The following is a 25756-nucleotide window of genomic DNA, read 5'->3' on the forward strand; positions in this document are numbered from 1 at the left end:
TACGGCAAAGATTATTAATCTTTGCTATCCGTACCTCAGGTTTTGTGGATGACAAATGCTTTTGGTTACTTTGGGCGAAACCAAAGTAACGAATTAGCTACTACAAATAGAAATTAAAGCGGTAAGACCCCGTCGTGCTAATTAAAAATAGAAAATAAAACTTTGAATATTTTAAGGCGCTGGCGGAATCAACTGATCCAACGCTTTATCATCTAACTTTTCTATTTCACTCAAATCCGTCTTAATTTTCCACTGCGACTCATCATCTACAGGATTCGGCAAACGCGCTTCAAGCCAATCACAAACCACATCTGGAGAAAACTCAGGGTGATTACACTGAATAACCCATGATAAAAAATCTTTTGCTTCACCATTCATGTAAGGTGGTGGAGACACAGGAAAGAATAAAGTAGGTAAACGTTCATTCGTCGACAGGTAATTTAAAACATGACCTAGTTCTTGAACGGTTTGCCATGCGAGAGGGTGTTGTACATCAATACTGAACTTAAACCACCAAGCGTGTTCGCCATCTGCTCCATGAGCCATGATACGGGCTTCTTGTACACTTGGAACTTTGCAGAAAAATTGATGAAGACGTTCAAAACTGATTTCAGACACAGCAATTGACCTAGCTTGAAAAATGCTAATGGTAGCACAGATACAGATTCTTCATATTTTCTTTATAGTCATTACAAACAATATCAATCAAAGCCATTTTATTCATGGTTTCTCCTTGACTCTCTCTTAATCTAGCTTCAGATCAAGATAAAAAGGAATACTCCATGAAAAAGCCTATTGTTCTCGTACTTTCAACATTAATGTTGGGTATGTCGGCAACTGCGATGGCCGATTCAAATCATCGTTGGGATAACTATCACGGTAAAGACCATAATCGCTATGATCAGCGTCATGATTATCGTTATGACCACCGCAATGATCATAGAGCTCCTGTTTGGTCACACTATGAGCGTGGCAACCATTATGGCCGATATGTAGCCTTTAAGCGCGGTGATCGTATTCCTGTGGAATACCGTAATAGCCGTTATTATGTCTCAGATTGGCGTGCACATCGCTTATATGCACCACCACGTGGATATCACTGGGTGAAAACTCCTAACCAATACTTATTGGTTGACTCGAAACATCACATTTATCGAGTTCGTTAAATGTAAAATAAAAAATGGCCAGCTTAGGGCCATTTTTTTATGCCAACTCGTCATCTTGCGGTTGGGGTGTTTTTAAAGAAGTAGGCGTTTTTGAATGTTTTTCTTTCATAACAGATGGGTAGTGCCAAGAAGCAAAACGGACAACTAAAATAGATAAGGCTAAAATAAGAATTGAGCCAGTAATAATGACTTGATCAAGGTCAGCTTTATGGTCATGTTGGATATCAGAAATCAGTAAACGTGTTAGGGCTGTAATGGCGACATAAATAAGAAAACGTACAGGCATATGATTAGTTTTAAAGTAAATTCCAACCATTGCCCCAAGTTCTAGGTAAATAAATAACAATAAGATGTCATCGATTGATGCATATTTTTTGACGGTCAGAATTTCAAAAACGGTATGAGCAGCAGACCAAGCAATCATACAGCCTATAATAAATAAGGCTAAATAATGAAAAGCCTCAACAGCATAATGTCCAAACCGATCAAGGATTCTTTCAAACTTTTTGGGATCAGGCATAGTAAAATCTTTTTTGATATGAGAATGTTTAGAAATTAAACAAATTTTGTGCCAATGGAAATAGTAAATTCAAAATAAAAAACGCCTGATTTTTCAGGCGCTTTTATAAAAAATTTAATTACGCTTGGTTTGTAAAGTAATCTTCACTAAAGCCCATAATTAAGTCTGAACCCGCTTTGATTTTAGCAATACGTGCATCAATATCCGGCAAGATACGTTCAACAAAGTATTGAGCCAATGCAAGTTTGTTTTGGTAGAAATCACCAGACTTATCTTTAGCAGCGGCAGCAATTTTTGCAAACATATAAGAGAAGCTGAGTAGACCCACTGCATGTAAGTAATCAACAGCAGCAGAGTTCGGGAACTCTACGTTCTCTGCAGCTTGCTCAATAATAAACTGAGTGATTGCTTCGATTTCAGTTGCAGCATCTAAAGTTGCATCTTTAATGAAGTTCAAATCAGTGTCTAAATCATTTGCAAAGTCACGAATTTCAGTGATGTATTCAGCAATGAAAGCGCCGCCACATTTAATGGTTTTACGACCAATTAAATCTTGAGACTGAACGCCGTTGGTTCCTTCGTAGATTTGAGCAATACGAAGGTCACGAATACATTGTTCCATACCCCATTCACGGATGTAACCGTGACCACCAAAAACCATTTGAGCATCTAATGTCGCTTGGAATGCTGTATCTGTGAGGTAAGCTTTTGCAATTGGAGTTAAAAGCGCAACACGGTCATTGGCTTTTTTCACTGCTGCTGCATCAGTTGAGAATTTAGTGATATCGAGTTGTTGACCTACATAGACTGCAAATGCACGAGAAGCTTCGTTGTTTGCACGTACATTTAACAACATACGACGTACATCACCATGCACTAAAATGCTGTCAGCAGGTTTGCTTGGTGATTGAACACCAGCTGCACTACGACCTTGTAAACGGTCAGTCGCGTATTGAGCAGCATTTTGATAAGCAAATTCAGAAGCACCTAAACCTTGAATACCCATTGATAAACGTTCGTAGTTCATCATAACGAACATGGCAGCAAGGCCTTCGTTTTCTTTACCAACGAGGTAACCTTTCGCACCGTCAAAGTTCATCACACAAGTTGCAGATGCTTTGATCCCCATTTTATGTTCAATAGAGCCTGGACCGACATGGTTGCGGTCGCCTAAAGAACCATCTTCATTTACAAGGTATTTCGGTACGATAAATAGTGAGATACCACGTGAACCAGCAGGGGCATCTGGAGTTTTAGCAAGTACCAAGTGAATGATGTTTTCCGCTAAATCGTTGTCACCACCTGTAATGAAGATTTTAGTACCTGTAATGTTATAAGTACCATCTTCATTGCGCTCGGCTTTAGTTTTGATAATACCTAAGTCAGTACCGGCATGTGGTTCAGTCAAACACATGGTACCTGACCATTCACCTGAATAAATCTTAGGTAAATACGTTTCTTTTTGTTCTTGAGATGCGTAGCTGCTTAAAGCCATACCTGCACCCACTGAAAGAAGTGGGTAGAGCATGAAAGATGGATTTGTCGCGAATAACATTTCATCCGCAAGAACGGTAAGCATTTTTGGCATGCCTTGACCGCCCCATTCTTCATCTGCACCTAAGCCAATCCAACCACCTTCTGCATATTGACGAAATGCATCTTTAAAGCCAGCAGGAGTAAAGACTTCGCCGTTTTCGTAGCGAGCACCTTCTTCATCACCAGTACGGTTTAATGGATGAGTCACGTTCTGAGCAAATTTAGCCATTTCTTCTAAAATTGCTTCAGCTGTTGCAGCATCTACATGAGCGAGTTTCTCATTAGCCTGCCAAAATTGTTCTGCTTTAAATACATCATTTAAGATGAATTTCATATCAGCTAAAGGAGCATTGTAAATTGGCATAATCGTTCACCTTTTTTGTGCACATCGGCCTGTGCTAGATATCCTGTAAAACGAAATGGATATTGAATTTAAAATCTAAATTTATCATTGATTTTATAAAAAAAGGACCGTCAAAACTGAGCAGTCCTTTTTTGGTTTTTAACATTGCATATCGCAACTAACTATGATTAGAAAGCGAAATGTTCAGCATCTAATGCCATCAATGGGTCCAAACCACCTGCGATAACGTCTACATGAGAGCGTACACGCGGTAAAATTTTCTTGAAGTAGAAGCGAGCAGTAGTTACTTTCGCATTATAGAAATCAACATCGGTTGTACCCGCCGCTAATTTCTCTTGTGCTACAAGCGCCATACGAGCCCATAGATAAGCTAAAGTAACGTAACCAGAGAAGTAGAGATAATCTACAGCCGCTGCACCCACTTCATCCGGATTTTGCATTGCACGCATACCGATTTGCATAGTGAGGTCGCCCCATTCTTTGTTCAGCGCAGCAAGTGGCTCAACAAATTCTTTCATGGCAGCATTGTCTTTGTTTGCTTCTACAAACTTGTGAACAATCTTAGTAAAATCACGAAGCATTGCACCTTGAGTTTGTAAAACTTTACGGCCTAACAAGTCCAGTGCCTGAATTTCAGTTGTACCTTCATACAAGCAAGCAATACGTGTATCACGTACGATTTGCTCCATGCCATGCTCAGAAATGAAACCATGACCACCGAACACTTGAACACCGTGCTTAGCAGATTCAGAACCTGTTTCAGTTAAGAATGCTTTTGCAATTGGAGTCAATAAAGACAAGATGTTGTCAGCAAACTTACGCTCTTCTTCAGTTTCGCCTTTTTCAACGATATCTGCATATTGAGCAAGTAAGTACACAAGTGCACGACCACCTTCAGCAAATGCTTTTTGAGTTAAAAGCATGTTACGAACGGCAGGGTGAACGATAATTGGATCTGCTTCTTTTTCTGGAGCTTTAGGACCAGAAAGTGAACGCATAGCTAAACGTTCTTTCGCGTAAGTTAAAGCACCTTGGAAAGAAGACTCAGATGCAGATAAACCTTGAACCGCAGTACCAATACGTGCTGTGTTCATGAAGGTGAACATACAGTTCAAACCACGGTTTTCAGGGCCAATTAAATAACCTTTTGCTTGGTCAAAGTTAATGACACAAGTCGCGTTACCGTGAATACCCATTTTGTGTTCGATTGAACCACAACGTACGGCATTACGTTCGCCTAGAGTTCCGTCTGCATTGACATTGAACTTAGGAACGATGAATAACGAAATCCCTTTAGTTCCTTTTGGTGCGCCTGGTAGACGAGCAAGAACGATATGGATAATGTTTTCAGCCATGTCGTGTTCACCAGCAGAGATAAAGATTTTCTCGCCAGAGATTGCATAGCTACCATCTGCATTTGGTTCTGCTTTAGTACGGATAATACCTAAGTCTGAACCTGCATGAGATTCAGTTAAACACATCGTACCTGTCCAAACACCTGAAACAAGGTTTGGTAAGTAAGTATTTTTTTGCTCTTCAGAACCGTGATGTTCTAATGTACGTACTGCACCGTGAGACAAACCAGGGTACATACCCCATGCCCAGTTAGAGCTACCTACCATTTCTGAAATTGCGATACCTAAAGAGTTAGGTAAACCTTGACCACCGTATTGTTCTTCTGCTGATAAAGACGGGAAGCCAAGTTCGATGTATTTTTGATAAGCTTCTTTAAAGCCTGTTGGTGTAGTTACAACACCATCATTCCAAGTACAACCTTCACGGTCGCCAACTTGGTTTAAAGGAGAAAGTTCATTTTCACAGAAGTCTGCCGCAGCTTCTAAATATTGATCAACCAATTCACGGCTTACGTTACCTTGAAAGTCAGGTAATTTTGCATAGTGTTCTTCAGCATTTAATAATTCATGCAAAACGAATTGCATATCACGTAAGGGCGCTTTGTATTGTGGCATATCGGGTTCCTCAATACTGGTGAAACCAGAGTTATAATCCTAATCTACGATAATGTGCCATAAGGCACCTTGAACTATTACATCGTGCAACAACTTGCATAACTGTACAAGCACCTCGGGGCCTTTACTTTGTGACTGCAAAGTCAAGAAAAAAATACTTGAACTATGTAAGTGCTTTGAGTGTAAACACTTTTGATGAAGTTTAGATGAGACAAATAGTCAAAATCGTAAATAGTTATGTATAAACAAAAGGCGCCTTCTGGCGCCTTTTGTTTTACTGTTTTTAGAATTATTTTGCTTGAGTCGCTACTGGAGCAGGGGCATTGACTGGTGGTTGAGGACGTTTTGGCTCAAAGCGGAGGTTACATGTACCTTCAAGTGTTTTATCTCCAACTTGAACATTGACAGTTTGTCCAACAGCTTTACCTTCACATGCTTTTTGAATTTGCTCAAAACGAGCTTTACGCTCTGCACGGTGTTGTTCCCATGCTGCTTTTTGTTCAGGCGTAAATTCACGGTGTTTCATACGATGGTGGTGACCATCACGTGGGCCATCTTGCATCATGCCATGTTCTGGCTTAGGTGGTTGAGTTGTTGATTGACAAGCAGCCAAACTACCCATAGTTACAATTGCTGCACTGAATAATGCAATTTTAGCCGTCATTTTCATGGTTAAAACCCTTTAATGTTTGTTTTAAGATGGCTTAAAGATTAGATAATAAAGATGAAGAAACAATGGAGAGTTTTTCTTTTCGTTGTTGGTTACAATGCAAAATATAGAGTAAAAATGAGAGAGTGCTTTTGAACGTTCTACGTGTTCCCATAGCCTTGCGGTTATTTTTAACGGTTTTGCTTACCACGCTGTTAATTGCAACTGCGAGTTTGAGTGTTCTGCACTGGACGATGCAAAAGAACTTTGCCAAATATGTAGCCGATGTTGAAATGCAAAAGCTAGATCGGCTCATTACTAATCTGGGAAATGTATATACCGTTTATCATGATTGGGGGAATGCGATTCAGGCGCAAATCTTACAAATTGAAGGAACGGCAGCACCAGATGATTATGACCGTCTTTCCCAGTGGTGGTTACGCCGTCAATATGATATTGCCATTCAGCAGCATTCTTTCGATGAACACACTCTCATTAATATTTCTCCAGATGCGGGAACGGTAAATAAAAACTCTATTTTTAGTGATGAAGAACTACGTACACTTGAGCAAAACTTACCTTCGGAATATCAACCGTTTGAAGGTTTAAGATTCCCGCTAAGTGCAAACCAGTTTCGTCCAAGCGATGATAAAAACAAATCAAAAAAAGGAAGCCTCAAAGACATTGAGACGCAAAATGGTAAGAAGCGTTTTATTGCTTTACCAGACCGGCTGGGCTTAAGTTCTCGTTTATCTTTATATGATGCCAAACACCAGTTCGTAGTCGGTGAACCTCCATCTTCGGATCAGATGTCTTATCGCCCAATTATGGTTAATAGTCAGGTCGTGGGTTATTTAGGTCTAAAACCAGTTTTAGATAAAGAAGATGCTTTAAGTATTAATTTCTTCAGTAATCAAAAGCGCTATTTACTTTTAATTTATGCCTTAACATTGCTGTCGAGTTTAGTTGCAGCACTTTTAATGGCAACTTATTTTAAAAAGCCAATTCAGCGTCTATTAAATGCAACAAATGAGTTAACAAAAGGTAATTATCAACACCAAGTTGTGATTAAACGAAATGATGAGTTAGGTGATTTATCTACTCAATTAAATCATTTAGCTGAAATTTTACATCAGCATGAAGAATCACGACGTCAATGGGTTGCAGATACCTCTCATGAATTGAAAACTCCATTGGCTGTTTTGCAAGCGCAGATTGAAGCGATGCAAGATGGTATCCGAAAGGCAACACCTGAACATCTTGATGCCATGATGCGACAAGTTTCGAGTTTAAAGAAATTGACACAAGATCTGGCAGACTTGGCTCAGGCTGATGCTCAACAACTTAAATGTTATTTGAGTTCGGTTAATCCTTGGGAAGTTATACTGCAAGAAGTCGAAAATTTCAGACCTAAACTCGAACAAGCAGGGTTAGAAATTGAGGTGGAAGGTGAAGGTGCTTCTTTATTGTTAGACCGTGATCGATTTAAACAAATTATTGTTAATTTGATTGGTAATAGTATTCGCTATACTGAAACAGGTGGAAAGATTCATATTCATACAAGTCAAACGCCTCAGGAGTGGACTTTATATGTTGATGACAGTCCATTTGGTTTAAGTGATGAGCAATTATCACGTTTAGGTGAACGTTTTTATCGTGTCGATGATTCGCGTACGCGTAGTACAGGTGGAACAGGACTAGGCTTAGCTTTATCTTGTAAAATTGCGCAGGCGCTTGGTGGTACACTCAGTTTTGAACACTCACCATTAGGTGGTTTACGTTGTGTACTGACCTTTAAAAAGCAGAGTTAAATAAAAGGAAAAATGGCCCATGAAACATATTATGTTGGTTGAGGATGAAGTCGAGTTAGCGCATCTGGTGCGTGATTATCTTGAGGCTGCTGGGTTCGAAGTAAGCATGTTTCATGATGGTCAGGATGCTTACACGAGCTTTCAACAACGTAAACCTAATTTAATGATTCTGGACTTAATGGTTCCAAGAATGGATGGTTTAACGATTTGCCGTAAGGTACGTGAACAGTCAGATTTACCGATTATTATGGTGACAGCACGTACCGAAGAAATTGATCGTGTCTTAGGCCTAAACATGGGGGCAGATGATTATGTGTGCAAACCTTTTAGTCCAAAAGAACTGGTTGCTCGTGTACAGGCCGTTTTACGCCGTTTAGAACGTAAGGCTGAGCCAGAGCAAAATGATTCTTTCCGTATTGATAAAGCACAGCAAAGAATTTGGTATCAACAAAAATCTTTAAGTTTAACGCCAACAGAATTTCGCCTACTTGAGTTATTTTTAGAACATGTGGGGCAAGTTTATTCACGTGCACAATTATTAGATCATATTAATCCAGACAGCTTTGATGTTGCCGACCGAGTTATTGATAGCCATATTAAAAACTTGCGTCGAAAAATCACGGAAGTGGCCGAAACTGGTAACCGTCATGAGTGGATTCAAGCTGTTTATGGAGTAGGTTATCGCTTCGAATATCCAGAAGAATAATTGCTTAGAAAAGTTATGCTGTGGATAACCACAATGTTATCCACAGAAAATGTGGATAAAAAATTAAGAAGAACAGCTCACCGCGACATCAGGTACATCGCTTGGTAACGGACCTAAATCTTCCGGTTTTTCCAAATCTGATTGCTTTGTATAGGGATGGTTGAGTAGCTTGAATAAGCGATCAACCTCACTAAAATCATCTCGCTCCGCTGCCTCAATAGCTCGCTGTGCCATATGGTTACGTAAGATATAAATTGGATTTACCTGCTGCATGTTTGCATCAAGCTCATCAATATCTTGATATTCACGGATGTTTTGATACTGCGTAAGGAATGCATCAAATTGTCGAATATCAAGGCAGTCATCACGTAAAGCTTTGTATTCTTTATTTTGAAGGCGAATGAAGCTTTGGGTGTAATCGAGCTGCTCCGCTTGCAGAATACGCAAAAAGCTTAAGCCGCATTCAGTACTGTCTTTATGAAAATGAGGAAGCCCCATTTTTTGACATAACCCAGTGGTGTAATGCTCAATAAAAGTCGGCTCAAATTCTTCTAGGCAAGCGGCCAGCGCTTCTTTGAACTGCTCTTTATGCTCAGGTTCGGCAAGTGGAATGAGATTATTTAACCAAGTCCATAAGTTCCAGTGCGCAATACTCGGTTGGTTTTGATAGGTGTAACGCCCTTGGTAATCGGAATGGTTGTTAATCCAATTTGGTCGGAAACGTTCCATAAAACCGTATGGACCAAAATCGAGTGTAGAACCCGTAATATTTAAGTTATCGGTATTCATCACACCATGAGCAAAACCGACCAACTGCCATTTGGCGATCATAATGGCTGTATTTCTAATCACAGCTTTAGCAAAAGCTAAAATAGGTTGCTCTTCTTGTTGGCATTCTGGATAGTGCCATTCAATACATTTTTGAGTGAACTCGGCCAATAGCTCAGGTGCATATTGATTGATCCATTCAAAATGGCCTAAACGAATATGACATTCAGATGTTCTAAGTAACATTGCGCCAGGTTCTAGCTTTTCACGCTGTACACCTTGAGTGGAGCTTGTAAAACCTATTGCGTGACTAGAGGCAACCCCTAAAGCATTTAAAGCATGTCCTGCTAAATATTCACGAATAACAGAGCGTAAAACTGCTCGCCCATCTCCCATACGCGAATAGGGCGTAGGGCCTGCACCTTTTAAATGTAAATCTATAGTTTGGCCTTTTTTATTAAGAATCTGCGCAATGAGTAAGCCACGTCCGTCGCCTAGTTGACCGGCCCATTGCCCAAACTGATGGCCTGCATACACCATAGCCAAAGGCGGGAATTCCGAGAAGGTACGCTGACCACTGCAAATTTCAACCCAAGCCTGTTTTTCTTCATCTGTCCATTGTAACTCTTCGGCTAAAGCTAAATTAAAGTGTCCAGCCTTTGCACCACGAAGCGGAGAAGGTTGCTGGATATGAAAAAGCTTAGGATTGAGCGATGAATAAAGCGGATTAAATTGCATAGGCTGGACTAAATATTTGAGGCAAAATTCACTATACCATAGTTAAAAACAAGCCAAAAAAATAGCACCTGCAAAGTATGGCTCTACAGGTGCTATTTCGGGATAAAGACGTATTAGTCTGGTACGACGTTTGTGTTCTTTTTAATGTTACGCATTAAAGTTTCTAAACACTCACGGTGATGACTCAAACGATGTTCAAGCAATTGGAAATCAACTTTTAACTTATGATCCATTTTGTGAATCTTTTCAGCCATTGCTGCTTTCTTTGCTTGTAACTCTTGTTCTTTGAGTTTCGCCCAGTCATTTAAAGTATGTGTAAATGCTTCATACTCTTGAGCAATACGTTGCTTCATTTGACTAATGTCGGCATTTACATCATGACCATAAATAGCCAAGTCTTGTTCAGCATATTTAAACTTCATTGCCAATTCTGCTTTTTTAATATTAAAGCTTGGAATACGACGTAGGTTCTTTGCTAAACCAATCTTAGAGCATGTCCAGATTAGCCATTTTGTTGGATCATATTGCCACCATTTCACACCATTACGATAGTCGTACTGGAAAATATGGTGATAGTTGTGGTAACCCTCACCCCAAGTTGCAATCGCTAACCAGAAGTTATCGCGTGCTGAGTTTTCATCGGTATAAGGACGTTTACCGAACATGTGGCAAAGTGAGTTGATGAAGAATGTAACTTGATGACTAATGATTAAACGTAATAGACCACCAAGAAGTACAACACCCCATAAATCGCCAGTTGCCCAGCCAACCAAACCTAAAATACCAACGTGAACTGCTACGACCATCAAGGCATAGTATTTATGTTGGAACATCACCAGTTTGTCATTGAGTAAGTCTGGTGCATTTTTAAAATCTGGTTCAGATGGAGAATGATCGCGGATCATCCAACCCATATGGGCATACCAAAAGCCACGTTCAATTGAATATGGATCTTCATCTACATCGTCGACATGACGGTGATGGGTACGGTGACCAGATGCCCAAAACAGAATACTGTTTTGTACAGCAAATGTGCCGCCAATCATTAAAAGAATTTTAAGTGGTAACGACGCTTCATAAGCACGATGTGCCCAAAGACGATGGTAACCAGCAGTAATCCCCATGCTACTTAAAGCTAAAAGAAAAAATAAGCTTACCCATGCGCTTACACTAAAATCATAATAATACGCATAAATCGGGATTATGATTGCAGCAAGAATTGGTAAACCAATTAAGGTAATGCTAGCGGTCCAGTTAATTGGGGCCTTGAGTGGGGCGGAAGTCATATCCGGCAGCGCTCCTAGAAACCTTGTCATACAAGGTAAAAAGACAAATCGACATAGCAAAACCAATCTTCAAGATATATTGCTATTTTGCACATCATATTAGCACGTGCTTAGTGAGAATCACTAGCATTATTGTACAGATGTATTGAAAGAACCGTAACAGAATTAAACCATGCCTGACAACATTTCAGATAGGAGAAGTTGTGTAATGAAAATACAGCGATTGAGAAAAAAGAATAGCATTGATATTGCAAGGAAATTGCCATTGAAATGTCTTTTCATCGCAATCAGCCTTGTATTGGCAGCATGTCAAAGCACGCCGCAACCAAATAATCACAAAGGCCAAGTAAAACCAACACATCGTGTACAAACGCCAGTTGTGAAAAAGAAAGTGAGTCCAGATGGTGTTCAAGATATAGATTGGCAAATTACCCAGATAAATGGTCATAAGGCAAAATTCTTTAACCAGTGGCCGACTCTTTCATTGAACTCTACAGTCAAAACAGTAACTGGTCATACAGGATGTAATCGTGTTTTTGGACGATACACTTTTGATTTCAGCCAAAAGAAACTTGATATGGAAGTTAACGCAGGTCATTCGAGTTGTGATGGCGCGTTGGCTCAAGAAGCAGAATTGGTCGATTCTTTACAACGTATTAAACGCTTCCAGTTGGTAGGTAATACCTTATATCTACTTGATCAAAGCGGTCAGCGTTTGATTCAGGCCGAGAAAAAATAAAAGGTGGTCAGTACCACCTTTTTTATATTTAAAGAGCTTCAAGCATTGTGGTTGGAATATCTGTAATTAAGCCCTGAATATCTAAATCCCGTAGTCTTTTTGCTCTTTCTACATCGTTCACTGTCCAGACACTAATGTTCAAACCAGCTTGATGCGACAATTGAATCATTTCATCTGTTGCAAGTTGATCATGCCAGCCAATATGACAGCACCCATATTGATGAGCAAGTTCAATCGCCGTTGCTCCAACCGGAAGTTCAACTAACAATCCGCGTTTAAATTGAGAGTTGATATCACGTAAAGCGGTTAGAATTTGAAGATCAAAACTTGTGATGGTTACGACTTTCTCGAAACCTTGTAACTCAGCCTCAAGCTTTTGAATTAACTTTTCTGCTAATGCCATATCTCTTACAGCTTTAACTTCAACTTCAATATGATCAAAGTTATCAAGTAAATTTAAAACGCCTGTAAGAGTAGGGGTTGGTTCAGAGGTTGGCCAGTTAGGCCAATTTTGACGATGATCAAATGATAATGCTTGAGCCAATGTTGAATGCTCTACAATCTGGTCGACACCTGCCGTGCGCAAAAAATTATCATCATGAATAACGACCAACTCTTGATCTTGCAGCTGACGAATATCAAATTCGACACCACGAATACCTAAATTTTTAATGTGCTGAAAACCACCTAATGTATTTTCAGGAGCTTCTCGGCGTGCACCACGATGACCAATAATGCGCATAGATTTCTATTGTCCGTTCTTTTTGATAATGATCTCTTTAAACGTAGAGACCATTCTTAACTTAATCTATTTTTAAATCATCTCATTAATATTTTTTTGCCAAAGGACTTCTTGTCCACCTTCAGCACGCTGTAAAGCACGCGATGCGACAAATAACCAGTCAGATAGACGATTTAAAAGTTGAAGTGCAGTGGCTTGAATATTTTGATCGCGAGTTTGTACTGACATGAGCGATCGCTCTGCACGACGACAAACGGCACGGGCTTGATGGGCATAACTGCAAGATAAAGAACCAGATGGCAGAATAAATTCTTTTAGCATAGGCAAATCTTCATTCATACGGTCAATTTCTTTTTCAAGAAATTCAATACAAACGGGCTGAAGTAAATTGTAATTTGGAATACAAACTTCGCCGCCTAAGTCAAAAAGCCAATGTTGAATCAGACTTAAGCTTTTGTCCCAATCAGCTTTATTAGCCACTTGGCTAGCTGTAATTTGTGCACGGAGCACACCAATAATGGCATTTAGTTCATCGACATCACCCAGTGCCGCAATTCTTAGATCATCTTTAGCAACACGAGAGCCATCGCCTAAACCTGTGGTACCTGAATCGCCTGTGCGTGTATAGATTTTGCTTAAACGGTGTCCCATGATAGATATCCTGAACATAAAAAAGGGGATAATGTCGGTCAGAACATTACCCCGAAACTGGAGTTAAGAAAATATTTTTATAATGAGTGTGAAAAAATTAATAACGGAAAGTTACGCCAACAGAAGCTTGACGGCCACCGTTGATATATTCTGAACCGAAATCGTTAACGACAATATTTTCTACATCACCAATATTCTGAATATTAGTGAAAAGTTTTACATTTGAGCTGATATTCCAAAAAGCATTTAGATCAACTGTTGCATAACCTGGAACTTTAATATTAGCAGAGCTTGTATTTGCTTTTGAGCGAGCAACTACAGCAGCATTGACGCCATACAATCCATCATCATAGCCCACTGTCAATGTATAAGTTTGACGAGGTCGATAAGGAGTATCTAATTTAGTCTCTTTATTTTGTGCTTTTGAGTAGACATATTCAGCATTTGCAAATAGATTGTCGAGTACCCATTTTAAGCCAATTTCACCGCCTTGAATTTTTGCTTTATTTAAATTGATGTAGGTTGTTTTTCCATCTATCTTACCCGAGCTAATCAAATTCTCCACATCAGTAGAATAACCTGAAATATAAGCTGATAATCCGTAGTTTAGTTTTTGATCTAAACCAATTTCATAAGAGACACTTTTTTCTGGCTTGAGATTCGGATTACTATAAAAGCTACTACCATAAGAACCATATAAATGTTCTAGTGTTGGTGCTTTAAATGCCGTACCAACATTGGTATAGATACTTGTAAGTGGTAAAAGCTGATAGCGTACTGCGATTTGTCCAACAGTATGTGTGCCAAACCAATCATTATCTTCTAAGCGTATGCCAGTTTGAGTGTTGAGGCCATTCTTCTGATATTGGTGTTGTAAATAATAACCTGTAGAGTTCGTACTGCGTATCGCTTCCGGAGTAGATGATGCATCATATTCTGACTTGCTATATGTAACACCAGCTAAAATATTCTGATGTTCCATGAATTTCCAAACTGCGTTTAGATCACTTTCATTTGTTTCAGTATTATAGTGACTAGATGTAAGCTTATAGGTTTGCCAATCTGTATCTGTTGATACCCTTGTGTTCTTAATATTGGAATAACGTGCATTAAGCTTAATATCAGGATTGACTTGATATGAACCTAACCAATTGATGAGTTGATTTTTGAAATCACGTATTCCTGTGTTGGAATTTAAAGTTGAGTCATAATATACATTGGTACCTTGATTCTCACTAATAGAGATGCTGGTATCAAACTGATTTTGCTGATAACCTATTTTTGCATGGTATCCTTTTTGATCAAAGCCAGCTTTATCATTTTTATCTTGAATGCTAAGTATTCGTGTTCCATCCGATTCTAAACGTTGTCCGCCTACCTGAGCATAGAATCCAGAAGCATCAACATAATCTGCATTAATAATCGACTTATAAGTATTATTCTCTCCATAAATTCCAGTCAAATTTATGCCTGATTTTGTTGGTTTTTTTGAGATTAAGTTGATTACACCACTAATAGCATCTGAACCATATTGTACTGAAGCTGGACCTTTTAGAATTTCAATTTGATCAACATCAGTTAAATTTATAAATTCTGGATTGACTGGACCGAAACCATTTTGTGAATTTAAACGGGCACCATCTTTCAATAAAAGTGTTTGCCCAGTTTGTCCACCGCGTAAAGATAAGTCTGCAAGTTGGCCAATTCCACCATTTTGTTTTACATAAATAGATGCATCTTTTTGCAAGATATCAGATAGATTTAAAGCAGGATTTTTTTCAATTTCTTCTTTAGAAATTACAGAAATACGCGCTGGAACTTCACTGGCTTTTTCAGCACTTTTTGAAGCAGTGATAACAATTGGGTCAAGCTGAGTTGCATTTGTTGCATCTTCAGCAAAAATAACAGGTGAACACCCCATCGCAATAGCGATAGCCCCTACCAGACGAGTAGGTTGAAAAGATTTAGACATAACATGCTCCATACATTCACCCCACGTGAATGATCGGGTAGATAGATGAAACAAGTAGGTCTCCGGACTTCAGCGCCATAATTCATTTATGGACATATTCACCTTCCCACACTACTGCAGTGGTGTAAGTCGATTTCGACTTAAAAAATATGCTTTACATTGTTACCGTTGCGGGGGCAGTGCCGGACTTTCACCAGCTTCCCTAAAGCATGAATTGCTTACACTTGCTTCCATTTGAACGCAGTATAAAGTGCCGATTTACTTCGTACAATGTCATTTAAAGCAATTCCCTGAGAACTTTTACGCAAGGGGCAAAAATTGCATTACAATGGCGCTTATTTTAAGAAATGGTTGTAGTTTAAGCAGCTCATGAGCCAATCAAACCAAAAACGTACACGAGCAAAAATCTGTGGAATTACTCGCAAGCAAGATGTTCAGGCAGTAGTTGCAGCGGGAGCAGATGCGATAGGCTTTGTTTTTTTTCCGCCGAGTCCAAGAAATGTAACAGTTGAACAGGCAGATGAATTAGCAAAACTCGTTCCGCCTTATGTACAAATGGTGGGTTTGTTTGTAAACGCGAGTGTTACTGAAATTCAGGATATACTTGATTGTGTTCCCCTAGATGTATTACAACTACATGGCGATGAAACTCCAGAACAATGTCAGGAAATAGCGCGTCATTGTAAACGTCGCTGGTATAAAGCGATTCAGGTTAAACCTGATCTGGATGTAATTGCTGAAATTCAAAAATATCAGGCAGCTGGTGCCAGTGCTGTATTGCTCGATGCATGGCATCCTGAGCTTAAAGGGGGCACAGGACATCAGTTTGACTGGTCTAAATTCCCGAAACTTGATATTCCATTAATCTTGGCAGGTGGTTTAACCCCTGACAATGTCATTGACGCTATTCATACTACCGGTGCTTTTGCAGTAGATGTGAGCGGAGGCGTAGAGTCCGCAAAAGGTATAAAAGACCAACAACTCATTGAACGATTTATGCAAGGAGTCCAACGTGGATCAGCAAAATAATGTGATTGACTATACACAGTACCCAGATGCTGCAGGGCATTTCGGTATCCATGGCGGACGTTTTGTGTCAGAAACTTTAATGGCGGCATTAGAAGATTTGGAAAATCTCTATTCCCGCATGAAAAATGATGAACAGTTTTTGGCAGAATTCGACCGTGACCTCGCCTACTATGTAGGTCGTCCTAGTCCACTTTATTATGCTGAGCGATGGTCAAAAGAGTTAGGTGGTGCGCAAATTTACCTTAAACGTGAAGACTTGAACCATACAGGCTCACACAAGGTAAACAACACGATTGGTCAGGCACTACTTGCAAAGCTTTCTGGTAAAAAACGTATTATTGCCGAAACTGGTGCAGGCCAGCATGGGGTAGCAACAGCAACAATTGCAGCACGTTTAGGTCTTGAATGTGTTGTTTATATGGGTGCTGAAGACGTTAAGCGTCAAGCGATGAACGTTTACCGTATGCGTTTGTTGGGTGCAACAGTTGTGCCTGTGCAAAGTGGCTCTAAAACGTTAAAAGATGCCATGAACGAAGCGATGCGTGACTGGGTAACCAACGTTGATACAACGTATTATGTAATTGGTACAGTTGCAGGCCCGCATCCTTATCCTCAACTTGTTCGTGACTTCCAGTCGATTATTGGTCGTGAAGCACGCAAACAGATTTTGGAGCAAGCGGGTCGCTTACCAGATGCATTAGTTGCCTGTGTTGGTGGCGGTTCAAATGCAATGGGCTTGTTCTATCCGTTCTTAAACGATGCCAGTGTAAAAATGTATGGTGTTGAAGCCGCTGGTTTTGGTATTGAAACTGGTAAACACTCTGCGCCGTTAAATGCGGGTCATGTGGGTGTATTACATGGTAATCGTACTTATTTAATGAGTGATGAACAGGGCCAGATTATTGAGACACACAGTATCTCGGCGGGCCTTGATTATCCGGGTGTTGGTCCTGAACATAGCTTCTTGAAAGATATGAAGCGTGTAGAGTACGTGCCGATTAATGATACAGAGGCTCTTCAAGGTTTTCGTGACTTAACCAAAATCGAAGGGATTATTCCTGCGCTTGAAAGCTCGCACGCGATGGCCTATGTGTCTAAGCTTGCACCGACGATGTCTAAAGATCAGATTATTATTGCGACTGTTTCAGGCCGTGGCGATAAAGACTTAATGACAGTTGCACGCATTGATGGCGTAGAAATGGTCGAGATGTAAGAGAACTATAATGCCAAGCTTTTTTATGGTGATGTTGGGCGGGCGCCATGCCCGCGCTAACACAGAAGTTCATGATGTAGTCATGGCTGTAGGGGATACTTTGGAAGAAGTGTATCCTCAACTTAAACAGGCTTGGTTTGGTGAGGCTCAAGGATTACATATTGATGCTTGGGCCAAGTTCTCAGGAGTTAGCTCTCAAGGACAAAATTATCAAATTCACTTTACAGATGCTGCTCCGCAACCGGATGATTTAAAATTATTTTTAATTAATCTGGGTGGATATAATGCAAGTGAATTCGGTGAACTTCACCGTTATGAGTTTGTGGTTGCACCGAATGCGGTAGTTGCCAAACAATTAGGTAAACAATTTATAGATCGGCAGTGGCAAAAAGCACATACAGATCGAGTTATTGATATTGATGACTGCTTAGCAATAGATTATGTAGCAGGGCGCTATATTCATTTAATAAAAGGCGATTTTGCTGCAACAATTTGGGAAAATACATATTTGACTGTGGGATAGGTCATTTGAAATCTAATATTCATATGGAAGTGGGTAAATGGATTTAATTCAAGAAAATGGACAGCCTCGTTATGGGCGTTTTGAATCTGTACCGTCCACCATTCATGTCCAACGTTATATTTATAAAACTCCTTATGGCAAAGTCCTAAAAGGCTGGCGCAAACAATTAAAATATAAGAAATTTAAATTCTGCGGCATTCAACATAAACACTATAGTATTGGTCTGGCCATTGCAGATATTGGTTGGGTTGGACATGGTTTTTTCTATATCTATGATCATGAAACAGGGCAAGTCATTGAGTGGAATGCTATTCAGCCGTTAGGTCATAAGACGTATCTTGATGAACAGCCTTTGTTTAATCAAAGTTATTTTTCTAAATCGCCTTATCAGTTTGATATTCAGCATGCCAATGGTGTGCGATACATTCGGGTAACTAAATATGGGGAAATTTGTCTGAGTGCTCGTATTTTCTGCGCTGGAACAGATATTTTAAGCTTGTGTACACCAACAGGTATCAATGGTTGGACCTATACCCAAAAGCAGACCACTTTGGCTGTAGAGGGGATGTTCATTAATAAGCAAAATCAAGTTGTACAATTTGATGAAAAGACATTTGCATCGCTAGATGATACTTGCGGATTTTTACGTCCTGAAACAGCTTGGTTCTGGCTCTCATGTAACTTCTGGGATGAACAGGGGCGTCGTATTGGGTTAAATCTAGCCTCGGGTGTTAATGAAAGTTTTGGTAATGAAAACTGCCTATGGATTAACGGAGTTTTATTTCCGCTAACAGACGTTTTATTTGAAAAAGTAAATGATGAACTTTGGCAAATTAGCTCACTAGATCAAAAACTTAATCTACAAGTGCATATTGGTTGGTGCCGATATGAAAATATAAACTTAAGAATGATTGGCAGTCAGTTCAATCAATGGCAAGCTAAAATTAGCGGCACTATTGAGCATGAGACAACCGATATAATCAATTGCAAAGAACAATACGGTTTACTAGAGCAACATTATGCAAAATGGTAACAAGCAGGTTATAAACCTGCTTGCCAAAATGCTTCACCCGCTGCAATAGGGTCATTTGTTTTTTCCAAAGTTTCAATCCAAACAGGATACTGACGAATAACAGGATGCTGGCTTGGATGAAAATCTTTTTTAAACCAATCCATATATTGTTTTTTCATAGCTGTTAATGTGCCATTTTTGCCAAAGAACCAAGGTAAACCTTTAAGATTCATCAAGAGCCTTTCTCTTGGACTAAAGCCATCACATTTCAACATGATATTGGTACGGTAAAGCGTAAAACCGAACATGAGTACGGTTGTTAAAACAAGCACAAAGCGACGTGTTGACTCTGGAACTTCTCCCACCTGTCTCATCACATCAAAAGCTACATCGCGGTGTTCCATCTCTTCAATCGCATGCCATGCAAACAAAGCTCGAACATAAGGATGAGCGTTTTCTAAAGTTTTTTTATGGCTATAAAAGGTTTCTGCCATTAACGCTGTTAAATGTTCAGCGGCAGCGGTCATGGCAATATTATATTGTGGTGAACGTTTTGTTAGTTCAAAGCGGAAAATCTTTTTAAGGGTGGTTGTGAACTGGTCAACAGGCATGCCTTGCTCTTTCATGAGCTGATTCATTTTGTCATGTGCAATACCATGTTGAGCTTCTTGTTTAATAAAATCCGCAACTCGTTTTTGTAGTTCAGGGTCATCAATTTTATCGCGGAACATACGCACACATTCAATGAAGTAACGCTCTCCATCTGGAAAGGTTAAGCTGAGTGCATCAAACATACGAGTTAAAAAAGGATCATTGTTAAACCAAAAGCGAGGTACTTCGTTTAAATGAAAATCGAGTTCTTTACGAACTACTGGTTCGACCTGATAAGAAACATGTGCGTTCATCTTTTATTTCTCGCAACTATAACCTTTTCATTAGTATGTCGCGAGTGATCGGCTTTGTTTTGACAGTTATCGCCAATTTTTATACAGTTTGCGACAAAATGGCAGTAAAAAGGACGCGCCATGCAAGAATTTACTATCTCAAATGGTTACTTCTACCTTTGGAATACGTATTTAAAAGAAAAAGGAATAGATTGGCAGACACTTAATTTAAGTGAAATTCAAACACGTCAAGTCCAAAATATTTTATCTGCTTCTATAGATGCTCAATCTTCTTTAGACCTTTTTATTGAACTTTTAGAGATAACTGAAACGCGATTACATGTGACTAATTTGGCTTTAGAGATGGCAGCCTGTATTACCCCTGCCAACTTTGGGGTCTTGGGTTATATGGCGTCCAGAAGTGATACCTTAGGTCAAGTGGTAGAGTATATTGCAAAGTTTCATCGTTTGGTCATTGATGGTGCACAGGTTGTCCCTATACAAATTGAACAGGATGCCTCCAAAATTCGCCTATATTGGCCTTTGGTCGACGACAGTAATATTCTACTAAGTGAGCTGACCTTGGCTGCAATGGTACAGCTTGCTAAACAGATTGCCCCTGTACATGAGTTTCTTTTACAGCATGTAGAGTTCGTACACCGAGCGCGTGGGGCAGTAGTTCACTATCAACGTTTCTTTCAGTGCAAATTATCATTTGAGCGGCCTTACTATGCATTAACTTTTGCAAGTGAAAGTTTAAATGTTCGCCCTCAACATGCAGACCCAACTTTGGTGCAACTTTTGGTGAAACAAGCTGAAGAAGCTTTAGTTCAGCGGAAAATACATGCCGATTTAGTTCAGCAAATACATTGGATCGTACAGGAATACTTTAAGCATAAGCAGCAAGCACCCAAAATAGAAGATATTGCCATCGAGTTGAATGTTTCTGTTAGAAGCTTGCAGCGCCAATTACAGGCATTAAACACTTCATTTAAATTAATTTTAGATGCTGAGCGTATGAAACGCTGCGAGATATTGTTAAGTCAAAATGAAAGTCTGACTGCAATTGCCGACCAGTTAGGTTATTCGGATCAGTCTGCACTAGCAAGAGCATATAAAAATTTAACAGGGCAAACATTATTAACTCGAAAAAAGCAATTACAACTCATCCAGAAAAATGCAACGAAATAGAATTTTGGATGCTTTTTTGCTCAATTTGTAAATCAATAATGGCCCAAAAATAGGAAGCTTTGATCATTGAGAAAAGTTTCAAAATATTGATAAATGTACGCCATGGGTTGTATGAATCATACAATCGAATATCGCCATAACGTTAGACCTGTTCAATGAACAAAAAATAGCGTTAAAATGCGGTGTTCTTGTATTTCTACAAACAACTCCTCAATTTTAAATAATTCAAGGAAAGCACAACCCTATGTCACGTCTTGCCACCCGTTTTGAAAAGCTGCAGTCCCAACAACGTAAAGCGCTTGTATCTTATGTTATGGCGGGTGATCCACAGCCACAAGTAACGGTGCCGTTACTTCATAAAATGGTTGCGGCAGGAGTAGACGTCATTGAGCTTGGTTTACCATTTTCAGACCCGATGGCTGATGGTCCGGTAATTGCACTTGCTGCTGAACGCGCACTTGCGGCTGGGACGAACACCTTAGATGCGCTGAACATGGTAAAAGAGTTTCGTGAGCAGGATCAGGAAACACCTGTAGTTTTAATGGGTTATCTTAATCCTGTTGAAGTGATTGGTTACGAGAAGTTTGTTTCTTATGCGAAACAATGTGGTGTAGATGGCTTATTACTTGTGGACTTACCACCGGAAGAGTCAAAAGAATTTGGTGCAATCTTGAAACAACATGATATGGACCAGATTTTCTTACTTGCACCAACTTCAACTGATCAACGTATTCAACACGTAGCGAATCAGGCAAGCGGGTTTATCTACTATGTTTCACTCAAAGGTGTAACAGGTGCAGCGACTTTGGATACTTCTGAAGCGGCTGCACGTATTGAAAAAATCAAAGGTATGACTAACGTTCCAGTTGGCGTTGGTTTCGGAATTAGTGATGCTGCTTCAGCGAAAGCGATGGGTAGTGTTGCAGATGCCGTGATTGTAGGTAGTGCTTTCGTTAAATCTTTTGCAACGTTGGCAGCTGATGAAGCTGTTGAACAGACGGTGAATAAAGTCAAGGAGCTTCGAGCAGCGCTCGATGAGTTAGTATGAATCAAGAAGTGAAATCAGGGAAAGTTCTTAGCCCTTCGACGCCATGGACACAGCGTCCAGTTCCAGGTATTGAAGTTGCAGATGAGCAACAGACTCTCAAAGCAACATTTACTGAGCCAACTATTGAGTGCCCTGAATGTCATGCTTTAGTGACACGTACAGCAATATCTTTTAATGCGTATGTATGTCCACAGTGTGACGAACACTTACGAATGAAAGCTCGCGATCGCTTAAACTGGTTCTTCGACAATGTTGTGGCTGAATTAGGTCAAGAGTTTAGCGCGAAAGACCCATTAAAGTTTGTTGATAGCAAACCGTATCCAGACCGTATGCGTGAAGCGCAAACTAAAACTGGTGAAACGGAAGCTTTAATTGCCATGCAAGGTAACTTAAATGGCGTAGATATGATTGCATGTGCTTTTGAGTTTGACTTTATGGGCGGCTCAATGGGTACTGTAGTAGGTGACCGTTTTGTTAAGGCAGCTGAACTTGCAATTGAAAAACGTCAGCCATTAATCTGCTTTGCAGCTTCTGGTGGTGCACGTATGCAAGAAGGTATGTTGTCACTTATGCAAATGGCGCGTACTTCTGCTGCAATCCAAAAATTAAAAGATGCGGGCTTACCTTATATCGTGGTGTTAACACATCCGGTATATGGCGGTGTAACAGCTTCTTTAGCAATGTTGGGTGATATCCATATTGCAGAACCTAAAGCAATGATTGGCTTTGCCGGTAAACGTGTGATTGAACAAACTGTACGTGAAACACTAGAAGAACCGTTCCAACGTGCAGAATATCTGCTTGATCATGGTGTGGTCGATCAGATTGTTCATCGTCATGCTTTACGTGATACTGTATCTCGTCTTGTATCAAAATTGATGAACTTACCTTGAAACAACAAGCTCCACTTTCAACAGACTCTTTAGATACATGGCTCAATTATTGGAGCCATGTTCACGTTACAGGGATCGATCTTGGTCTGGAACGTGTTATTCCCGTAGCAGAAAAATTAGGCGTGACTAAACCCAACGCCAAAGTTTTTACTGTTGCTGGAACAAACGGGAAAGGTTCAACCACAACAACGCTTGCGTCTATATTAAAAGCACAAGAGTACAAAGTTGGGTTGTATCAATCACCGCATATCTATCGTTTTAACGAGCGAGTCAAATTAGGTGGAGTTGAAGTTGATGACCAAAGCTTGATTGATGCTTTTGTACAAGTTGATCAGGCTCGTCGTGAGTGTGATTTAAGCCTATCTTTTTTTGAAGCAACCACTTTGGCTGCTTTTGTTATTTTTAAACAGCAACAATGCGATGTATGGGTTCTTGAAGTCGGTTTAGGTGGGCGTCTTGATGTTGTCAACGTAATTGACCCTAATATCGCCGTGATTACCAATATTGGCCTCGACCATACAGATTGGTTAGGCGATACCATCGAAAAAATTGCTTTTGAAAAAGCAGGTATTATCCGACCTCATATTCCTGTTATTTTTGCAGGTGAGCAATCTTTGCCTCAAGCGATTCAAGATAAGGCAAATAGCTCACAAGCCACGCTATACGCGATTAATAGAGATTATTTTTATAAACTCGCCGATGATGGAAAACATTGGTATTTTGCAAGTGAAGGAACCACTTTAAGGTTGCCGCTTGGTACACTTGCAATCGAGAATATTGCAGGAGCAGTTGCGGCCGTATTAAATAGCGGACTTGAAATCTCGCAACTAGCGCTAGAGGAGGGCATTACAAATGCCCGCTTGGCTGGACGCTTCGAAGTGCGCCAAGTTAATGGAAAAACCATTATTTTTGATGCCGGACACAATCCTCATGGTGTTGAATTTTTGTTAAAGCAATTGCGAAATTTCTTAGAATACAATAAACAGTACACAGAAGTTGTCGCAGTATTTTCAATGCTGGCAGATAAAGATATAAAATCAGTAGTCGATTTGTTGAAACCTACTGTTTTACATTGGAAAATTGCTGAGTTGAATGTGCCGCGTGCTGCACCGATTCAGCAATTGAATGACGCCCTGCAAGGCCAGACAATACAACAATTTGGCAATATCAAAGAGGCTTTTAAATCAGCGCTTGAGCAAACAAATAACAATCAGCTGATTTTAGCCTGTGGTTCGTTTCATACTTTAGAAGCGATTTGGGAGTATTTGGAAGAATGTCAATGAATAACAAACAACGCTGGATGGGTGGCGTTGTTTTATTAGGTGGTGGTGTTTTATTGGCAGCATTACTTCTAAAAGGAAATGAAGAAATAAAACAGGTAGATGTTCAACCCCAAACTTCAACATCACCGAAATTACAAGCTAAGCCAAAGCAATCAGCACAAGAAGGGCAGATGGTACAGCTACAGCCACTTGCAGTTGATGTTGAAACAGAAAAACGTCTTCTTGAAGAACAGCGCCGTTCTCGTGAAAAAGCTGTAGCAGAACAAGAGGCTCGTGCTGCCGAATTCTTGGCAATGCAACAACAGGCAGAAGCGGATGCGGCTCGTAAAGCTGCTGCTGAATATGCCGCGATTAATGCCCGCCGAGCTGCTGCACAAGAAAGTTCCGATAATATTCCTCCTGAAGTCGCGGGTAGTGAGAATAAGGCAAAAGGACAGCAAACTGATACAAAAAAGTCAGTAGATCCGGCTAAAGCGGATGCAGATAAAAAAGCTGCTGAAGCGAAACGCTTAGCTGAGGCGGATAAGAAAGCAGCAGAGGCAAAACGTCAGGCAGAAGCAGACAAGAAAGCAGCAGAGGCTAAACGCCAAGCAGAAGCAGATAAGAAAGCAGCTGAGGCAAAACGTCAGGCAGAAGCGGATAAGAAGGCTGCAGAGGCGAAGCGCCAAGCAGAAGCGGACAAAAAGGCTGCTGAAGCTAAACGTCAAGCAGAAGCAGATAAGAAAGCAGCTGAAGCGAAACGTAAGGCAGAGGCCGAGAAAAAAGCTGAAGCAGAGAAAGCACGTGAGTTGCTTGAAAATGGTGATAAAAAATGGATGGTACAAGTTGCATTGGCTGCTAACCAAGCAAATGCAGATGCTGTAGTCTCTAAATTACGTGCAAAAGGCTATAAGGTTACGACGAGCCCAACCAGTAAAGGTATCCGTATTATGGTTGGCCCTGCAAAAGATAGAGATACGGCAGATACTACACGTAAGAAAATTACTTCTGACGCCAGTTTAAATATGAAGTCAGCTTGGGTGATTGACTGGGTGCCTTTAGATCAGCGTAAGTCAGATTAAA

Annotated in this window: 24 protein-coding genes and 1 riboswitch; of the genes, 13 read left to right on the forward strand and 11 right to left on the reverse strand. The window is 40.1% G+C overall.

Annotated features, from left to right (window positions below):
- Positions 1–171 precede the first annotated feature (171 nt).
- Complete coding sequence (locus tag R5R67_RS05530; RefSeq protein ID WP_001290064.1) at positions 172–618, reverse strand: hypothetical protein; 447 nt, start codon at positions 616–618, stop codon at positions 172–174.
- 164 nt (positions 619–782) lie between these two features.
- Here R5R67_RS05530 and R5R67_RS05535 point away from each other — a divergent pair, with 164 nt between their 5' ends.
- Positions 783–1166, forward strand: coding sequence for an RcnB family protein (locus R5R67_RS05535; protein WP_000743005.1), 384 nt, complete (start codon positions 783–785; stop codon positions 1164–1166).
- A 37-nt stretch (positions 1167–1203) separates the two neighbouring features.
- On the opposite strand, the gene R5R67_RS05540 is transcribed toward R5R67_RS05535, so the two are convergent.
- From R5R67_RS05540 to R5R67_RS05555, 4 genes are all read right to left on the reverse strand, one after another.
- The gene (locus R5R67_RS05540; RefSeq protein ID WP_001113289.1) at positions 1204–1686 is read right to left on the reverse strand and encodes a phosphate-starvation-inducible protein PsiE; all 483 of its coding nucleotides are present in this window, start codon (positions 1684–1686) and stop codon (positions 1204–1206) included.
- A 118-nt stretch (positions 1687–1804) separates the two neighbouring features.
- Positions 1805–3586 carry an acyl-CoA dehydrogenase C-terminal domain-containing protein gene (locus R5R67_RS05545; protein ID WP_001123421.1) on the reverse strand — a complete coding sequence of 594 codons (1782 nt, stop codon included), beginning with the start codon at positions 3584–3586 and terminating at the stop codon, positions 1805–1807.
- Between the two features lie 167 nt (positions 3587–3753).
- Positions 3754–5556: an acyl-CoA dehydrogenase C-terminal domain-containing protein gene (locus tag R5R67_RS05550; protein ID WP_001136744.1), complete on the reverse strand. Its 1803-nt coding sequence runs from the start codon at positions 5554–5556 to the stop codon at positions 3754–3756.
- 289 nt (positions 5557–5845) lie between these two features.
- A complete protein-coding gene (locus R5R67_RS05555) occupies positions 5846–6226 on the reverse strand; it encodes a hypothetical protein (RefSeq protein WP_000784268.1) in 381 nt (126 codons plus the stop codon).
- A 131-nt stretch (positions 6227–6357) separates the two neighbouring features.
- Between R5R67_RS05555 and baeS the strand changes: the two genes are divergently transcribed.
- Both baeS and R5R67_RS05565 read left to right on the forward strand, forming a co-directional pair.
- Positions 6358–8016, forward strand: a complete 1659-nt coding sequence (gene baeS, locus R5R67_RS05560) for a sensor histidine kinase efflux regulator BaeS (RefSeq protein ID WP_005119692.1) — start codon at positions 6358–6360, stop codon at positions 8014–8016.
- A 19-nt stretch (positions 8017–8035) separates the two neighbouring features.
- Positions 8036–8722 (forward strand): response regulator, encoded by a 687-nt coding sequence (locus R5R67_RS05565; RefSeq protein WP_000680577.1) that lies wholly within the window; start codon positions 8036–8038, stop codon positions 8720–8722.
- 63 nt (positions 8723–8785) lie between these two features.
- Here R5R67_RS05565 and R5R67_RS05570 read toward each other — a convergent pair whose 3' ends face one another.
- Positions 8786–10228 (reverse strand): protein adenylyltransferase SelO, encoded by a 1443-nt coding sequence (locus R5R67_RS05570; protein WP_001160199.1) that lies wholly within the window; start codon positions 10226–10228, stop codon positions 8786–8788.
- 113 nt (positions 10229–10341) lie between these two features.
- Positions 10342–11514: an acyl-CoA desaturase gene (locus R5R67_RS05575; RefSeq protein WP_000199593.1), complete on the reverse strand. Its 1173-nt coding sequence runs from the start codon at positions 11512–11514 to the stop codon at positions 10342–10344.
- Positions 11515–11722: 208 nt separating this feature from the next.
- Here R5R67_RS05575 and R5R67_RS05580 point away from each other — a divergent pair, with 208 nt between their 5' ends.
- Positions 11723–12253: an META domain-containing protein gene (locus R5R67_RS05580; RefSeq protein WP_000701693.1), complete on the forward strand. Its 531-nt coding sequence runs from the start codon at positions 11723–11725 to the stop codon at positions 12251–12253.
- A 28-nt stretch (positions 12254–12281) separates the two neighbouring features.
- On the opposite strand, the gene R5R67_RS05585 is transcribed toward R5R67_RS05580, so the two are convergent.
- From R5R67_RS05585 to R5R67_RS05595, 3 genes are all read right to left on the reverse strand, one after another.
- Complete coding sequence (locus R5R67_RS05585; protein WP_001220104.1) at positions 12282–12995, reverse strand: glycerophosphodiester phosphodiesterase; 714 nt, start codon at positions 12993–12995, stop codon at positions 12282–12284.
- Positions 12996–13067: 72 nt separating this feature from the next.
- The gene (locus R5R67_RS05590) at positions 13068–13646 is read right to left on the reverse strand and encodes a cob(I)yrinic acid a,c-diamide adenosyltransferase (protein ID WP_000509974.1); all 579 of its coding nucleotides are present in this window, start codon (positions 13644–13646) and stop codon (positions 13068–13070) included.
- Between the two features lie 97 nt (positions 13647–13743).
- Positions 13744–15618 carry a TonB-dependent receptor plug domain-containing protein gene (locus tag R5R67_RS05595; protein WP_000045378.1) on the reverse strand — a complete coding sequence of 625 codons (1875 nt, stop codon included), beginning with the start codon at positions 15616–15618 and terminating at the stop codon, positions 13744–13746.
- A 35-nt stretch (positions 15619–15653) separates the two neighbouring features.
- Positions 15654–15861: riboswitch (cobalamin riboswitch) on the reverse strand.
- 126 nt (positions 15862–15987) lie between these two features.
- On the opposite strand from R5R67_RS05595, the gene R5R67_RS05600 reads away from it, so the two are divergent.
- From R5R67_RS05600 to R5R67_RS05615, 4 genes are read left to right on the forward strand one after another with little or no spacing between them, the layout of a single operon-like run.
- A complete protein-coding gene (locus R5R67_RS05600; protein WP_000083549.1) occupies positions 15988–16647 on the forward strand; it encodes a phosphoribosylanthranilate isomerase in 660 nt (219 codons plus the stop codon).
- Positions 16631–17860: a tryptophan synthase subunit beta gene (gene trpB, locus R5R67_RS05605; protein ID WP_000372742.1), complete on the forward strand. Its 1230-nt coding sequence runs from the start codon at positions 16631–16633 to the stop codon at positions 17858–17860. Before R5R67_RS05600 ends, trpB begins: the two co-directional genes overlap by 17 nt.
- Before the next feature lie 10 nt (positions 17861–17870).
- Positions 17871–18383: a DUF1543 domain-containing protein gene (locus tag R5R67_RS05610; protein WP_001138925.1), complete on the forward strand. Its 513-nt coding sequence runs from the start codon at positions 17871–17873 to the stop codon at positions 18381–18383.
- 37 nt (positions 18384–18420) lie between these two features.
- The gene (locus R5R67_RS05615; protein WP_000364279.1) at positions 18421–19416 is read left to right on the forward strand and encodes a DUF2804 domain-containing protein; all 996 of its coding nucleotides are present in this window, start codon (positions 18421–18423) and stop codon (positions 19414–19416) included.
- A gap of 8 nt (positions 19417–19424) precedes the next feature.
- Here R5R67_RS05615 and R5R67_RS05620 read toward each other — a convergent pair whose 3' ends face one another.
- The gene (locus tag R5R67_RS05620) at positions 19425–20300 is read right to left on the reverse strand and encodes a metal-dependent hydrolase (protein WP_000991237.1); all 876 of its coding nucleotides are present in this window, start codon (positions 20298–20300) and stop codon (positions 19425–19427) included.
- 120 nt (positions 20301–20420) lie between these two features.
- Between R5R67_RS05620 and R5R67_RS05625 the strand changes: the two genes are divergently transcribed.
- The 5 genes from R5R67_RS05625 (at position 20421) to R5R67_RS05645 (ending at position 25755) form a co-directional block, all read left to right on the forward strand.
- Positions 20421–21470, forward strand: a complete 1050-nt coding sequence (locus R5R67_RS05625; RefSeq protein ID WP_001155165.1) for an AraC family transcriptional regulator — start codon at positions 20421–20423, stop codon at positions 21468–21470.
- Positions 21471–21714: 244 nt separating this feature from the next.
- On the forward strand, positions 21715–22518 hold the full coding sequence (gene trpA / locus R5R67_RS05630; RefSeq protein WP_000088559.1) for a tryptophan synthase subunit alpha: 804 nt from the start codon (positions 21715–21717) through the stop codon (positions 22516–22518).
- Entirely contained in the window at positions 22515–23411 is an 897-nt protein-coding gene (gene accD, locus R5R67_RS05635) for an acetyl-CoA carboxylase, carboxyltransferase subunit beta (protein ID WP_001071168.1), read from the forward strand. Before trpA ends, accD begins: the two co-directional genes overlap by 4 nt.
- Entirely contained in the window at positions 23408–24694 is a 1287-nt protein-coding gene (folC, locus tag R5R67_RS05640) for a bifunctional tetrahydrofolate synthase/dihydrofolate synthase (protein WP_000813085.1), read from the forward strand. The genes accD and folC overlap by 4 nt, the downstream gene beginning before the upstream one ends.
- Positions 24685–25755 carry an SPOR domain-containing protein gene (locus tag R5R67_RS05645; protein WP_002010595.1) on the forward strand — a complete coding sequence of 357 codons (1071 nt, stop codon included), beginning with the start codon at positions 24685–24687 and terminating at the stop codon, positions 25753–25755. Before folC ends, R5R67_RS05645 begins: the two co-directional genes overlap by 10 nt.
- Position 25756 lies beyond the last annotated feature (1 nt).

This window comes from Acinetobacter sp. OYA S30 (genome assembly GCF_033599315.1).
GTDB classification, from domain to species: Bacteria; Pseudomonadota; Gammaproteobacteria; order Pseudomonadales; family Moraxellaceae; genus Acinetobacter; species Acinetobacter baumannii.

Excerpts from the sequence above, each read along its gene's own strand:
- R5R67_RS05575 (WP_000199593.1), bottom strand. The coding sequence starts at position 11,514 with ATGACTTCCGCCCCACTCAAGGCCCCAATTAACTGGACCGCTAGCATT.
- R5R67_RS05595 (WP_000045378.1), bottom strand. The coding sequence starts at position 15,618 with ATGTCTAAATCTTTTCAACCTACTCGTCTGGTAGGGGCTATCGCTATT.
- R5R67_RS05570 (WP_001160199.1), bottom strand. The coding sequence starts at position 10,228 with ATGCAATTTAATCCGCTTTATTCATCGCTCAATCCTAAGCTTTTTCAT.
- R5R67_RS05550 (WP_001136744.1), bottom strand. The coding sequence starts at position 5,556 with ATGCCACAATACAAAGCGCCCTTACGTGATATGCAATTCGTTTTGCAT.
- R5R67_RS05590 (WP_000509974.1), bottom strand. The coding sequence starts at position 13,646 with ATGGGACACCGTTTAAGCAAAATCTATACACGCACAGGCGATTCAGGT.
- R5R67_RS05610 (WP_001138925.1), top strand. The coding sequence starts at position 17,871 with ATGCCAAGCTTTTTTATGGTGATGTTGGGCGGGCGCCATGCCCGCGCT.
- R5R67_RS05540 (WP_001113289.1), bottom strand. The coding sequence starts at position 1,686 with ATGCCTGATCCCAAAAAGTTTGAAAGAATCCTTGATCGGTTTGGACAT.
- R5R67_RS05620 (WP_000991237.1), bottom strand. The coding sequence starts at position 20,300 with ATGAACGCACATGTTTCTTATCAGGTCGAACCAGTAGTTCGTAAAGAA.
- R5R67_RS05645 (WP_002010595.1), top strand. The coding sequence starts at position 24,685 with ATGTCAATGAATAACAAACAACGCTGGATGGGTGGCGTTGTTTTATTA.
- R5R67_RS05555 (WP_000784268.1), bottom strand. The coding sequence starts at position 6,226 with ATGAAAATGACGGCTAAAATTGCATTATTCAGTGCAGCAATTGTAACT.
- R5R67_RS05565 (WP_000680577.1), top strand. The coding sequence starts at position 8,036 with ATGAAACATATTATGTTGGTTGAGGATGAAGTCGAGTTAGCGCATCTG.
- R5R67_RS05535 (WP_000743005.1), top strand. The coding sequence starts at position 783 with ATGAAAAAGCCTATTGTTCTCGTACTTTCAACATTAATGTTGGGTATG.
- R5R67_RS05580 (WP_000701693.1), top strand. The coding sequence starts at position 11,723 with ATGAAAATACAGCGATTGAGAAAAAAGAATAGCATTGATATTGCAAGG.
- trpA (WP_000088559.1), top strand. The coding sequence starts at position 21,715 with ATGTCACGTCTTGCCACCCGTTTTGAAAAGCTGCAGTCCCAACAACGT.
- accD (WP_001071168.1), top strand. The coding sequence starts at position 22,515 with ATGAATCAAGAAGTGAAATCAGGGAAAGTTCTTAGCCCTTCGACGCCA.
- R5R67_RS05615 (WP_000364279.1), top strand. The coding sequence starts at position 18,421 with ATGGATTTAATTCAAGAAAATGGACAGCCTCGTTATGGGCGTTTTGAA.
- R5R67_RS05625 (WP_001155165.1), top strand. The coding sequence starts at position 20,421 with ATGCAAGAATTTACTATCTCAAATGGTTACTTCTACCTTTGGAATACG.
- R5R67_RS05545 (WP_001123421.1), bottom strand. The coding sequence starts at position 3,586 with ATGCCAATTTACAATGCTCCTTTAGCTGATATGAAATTCATCTTAAAT.
- R5R67_RS05600 (WP_000083549.1), top strand. The coding sequence starts at position 15,988 with ATGAGCCAATCAAACCAAAAACGTACACGAGCAAAAATCTGTGGAATT.
- R5R67_RS05585 (WP_001220104.1), bottom strand. The coding sequence starts at position 12,995 with ATGCGCATTATTGGTCATCGTGGTGCACGCCGAGAAGCTCCTGAAAAT.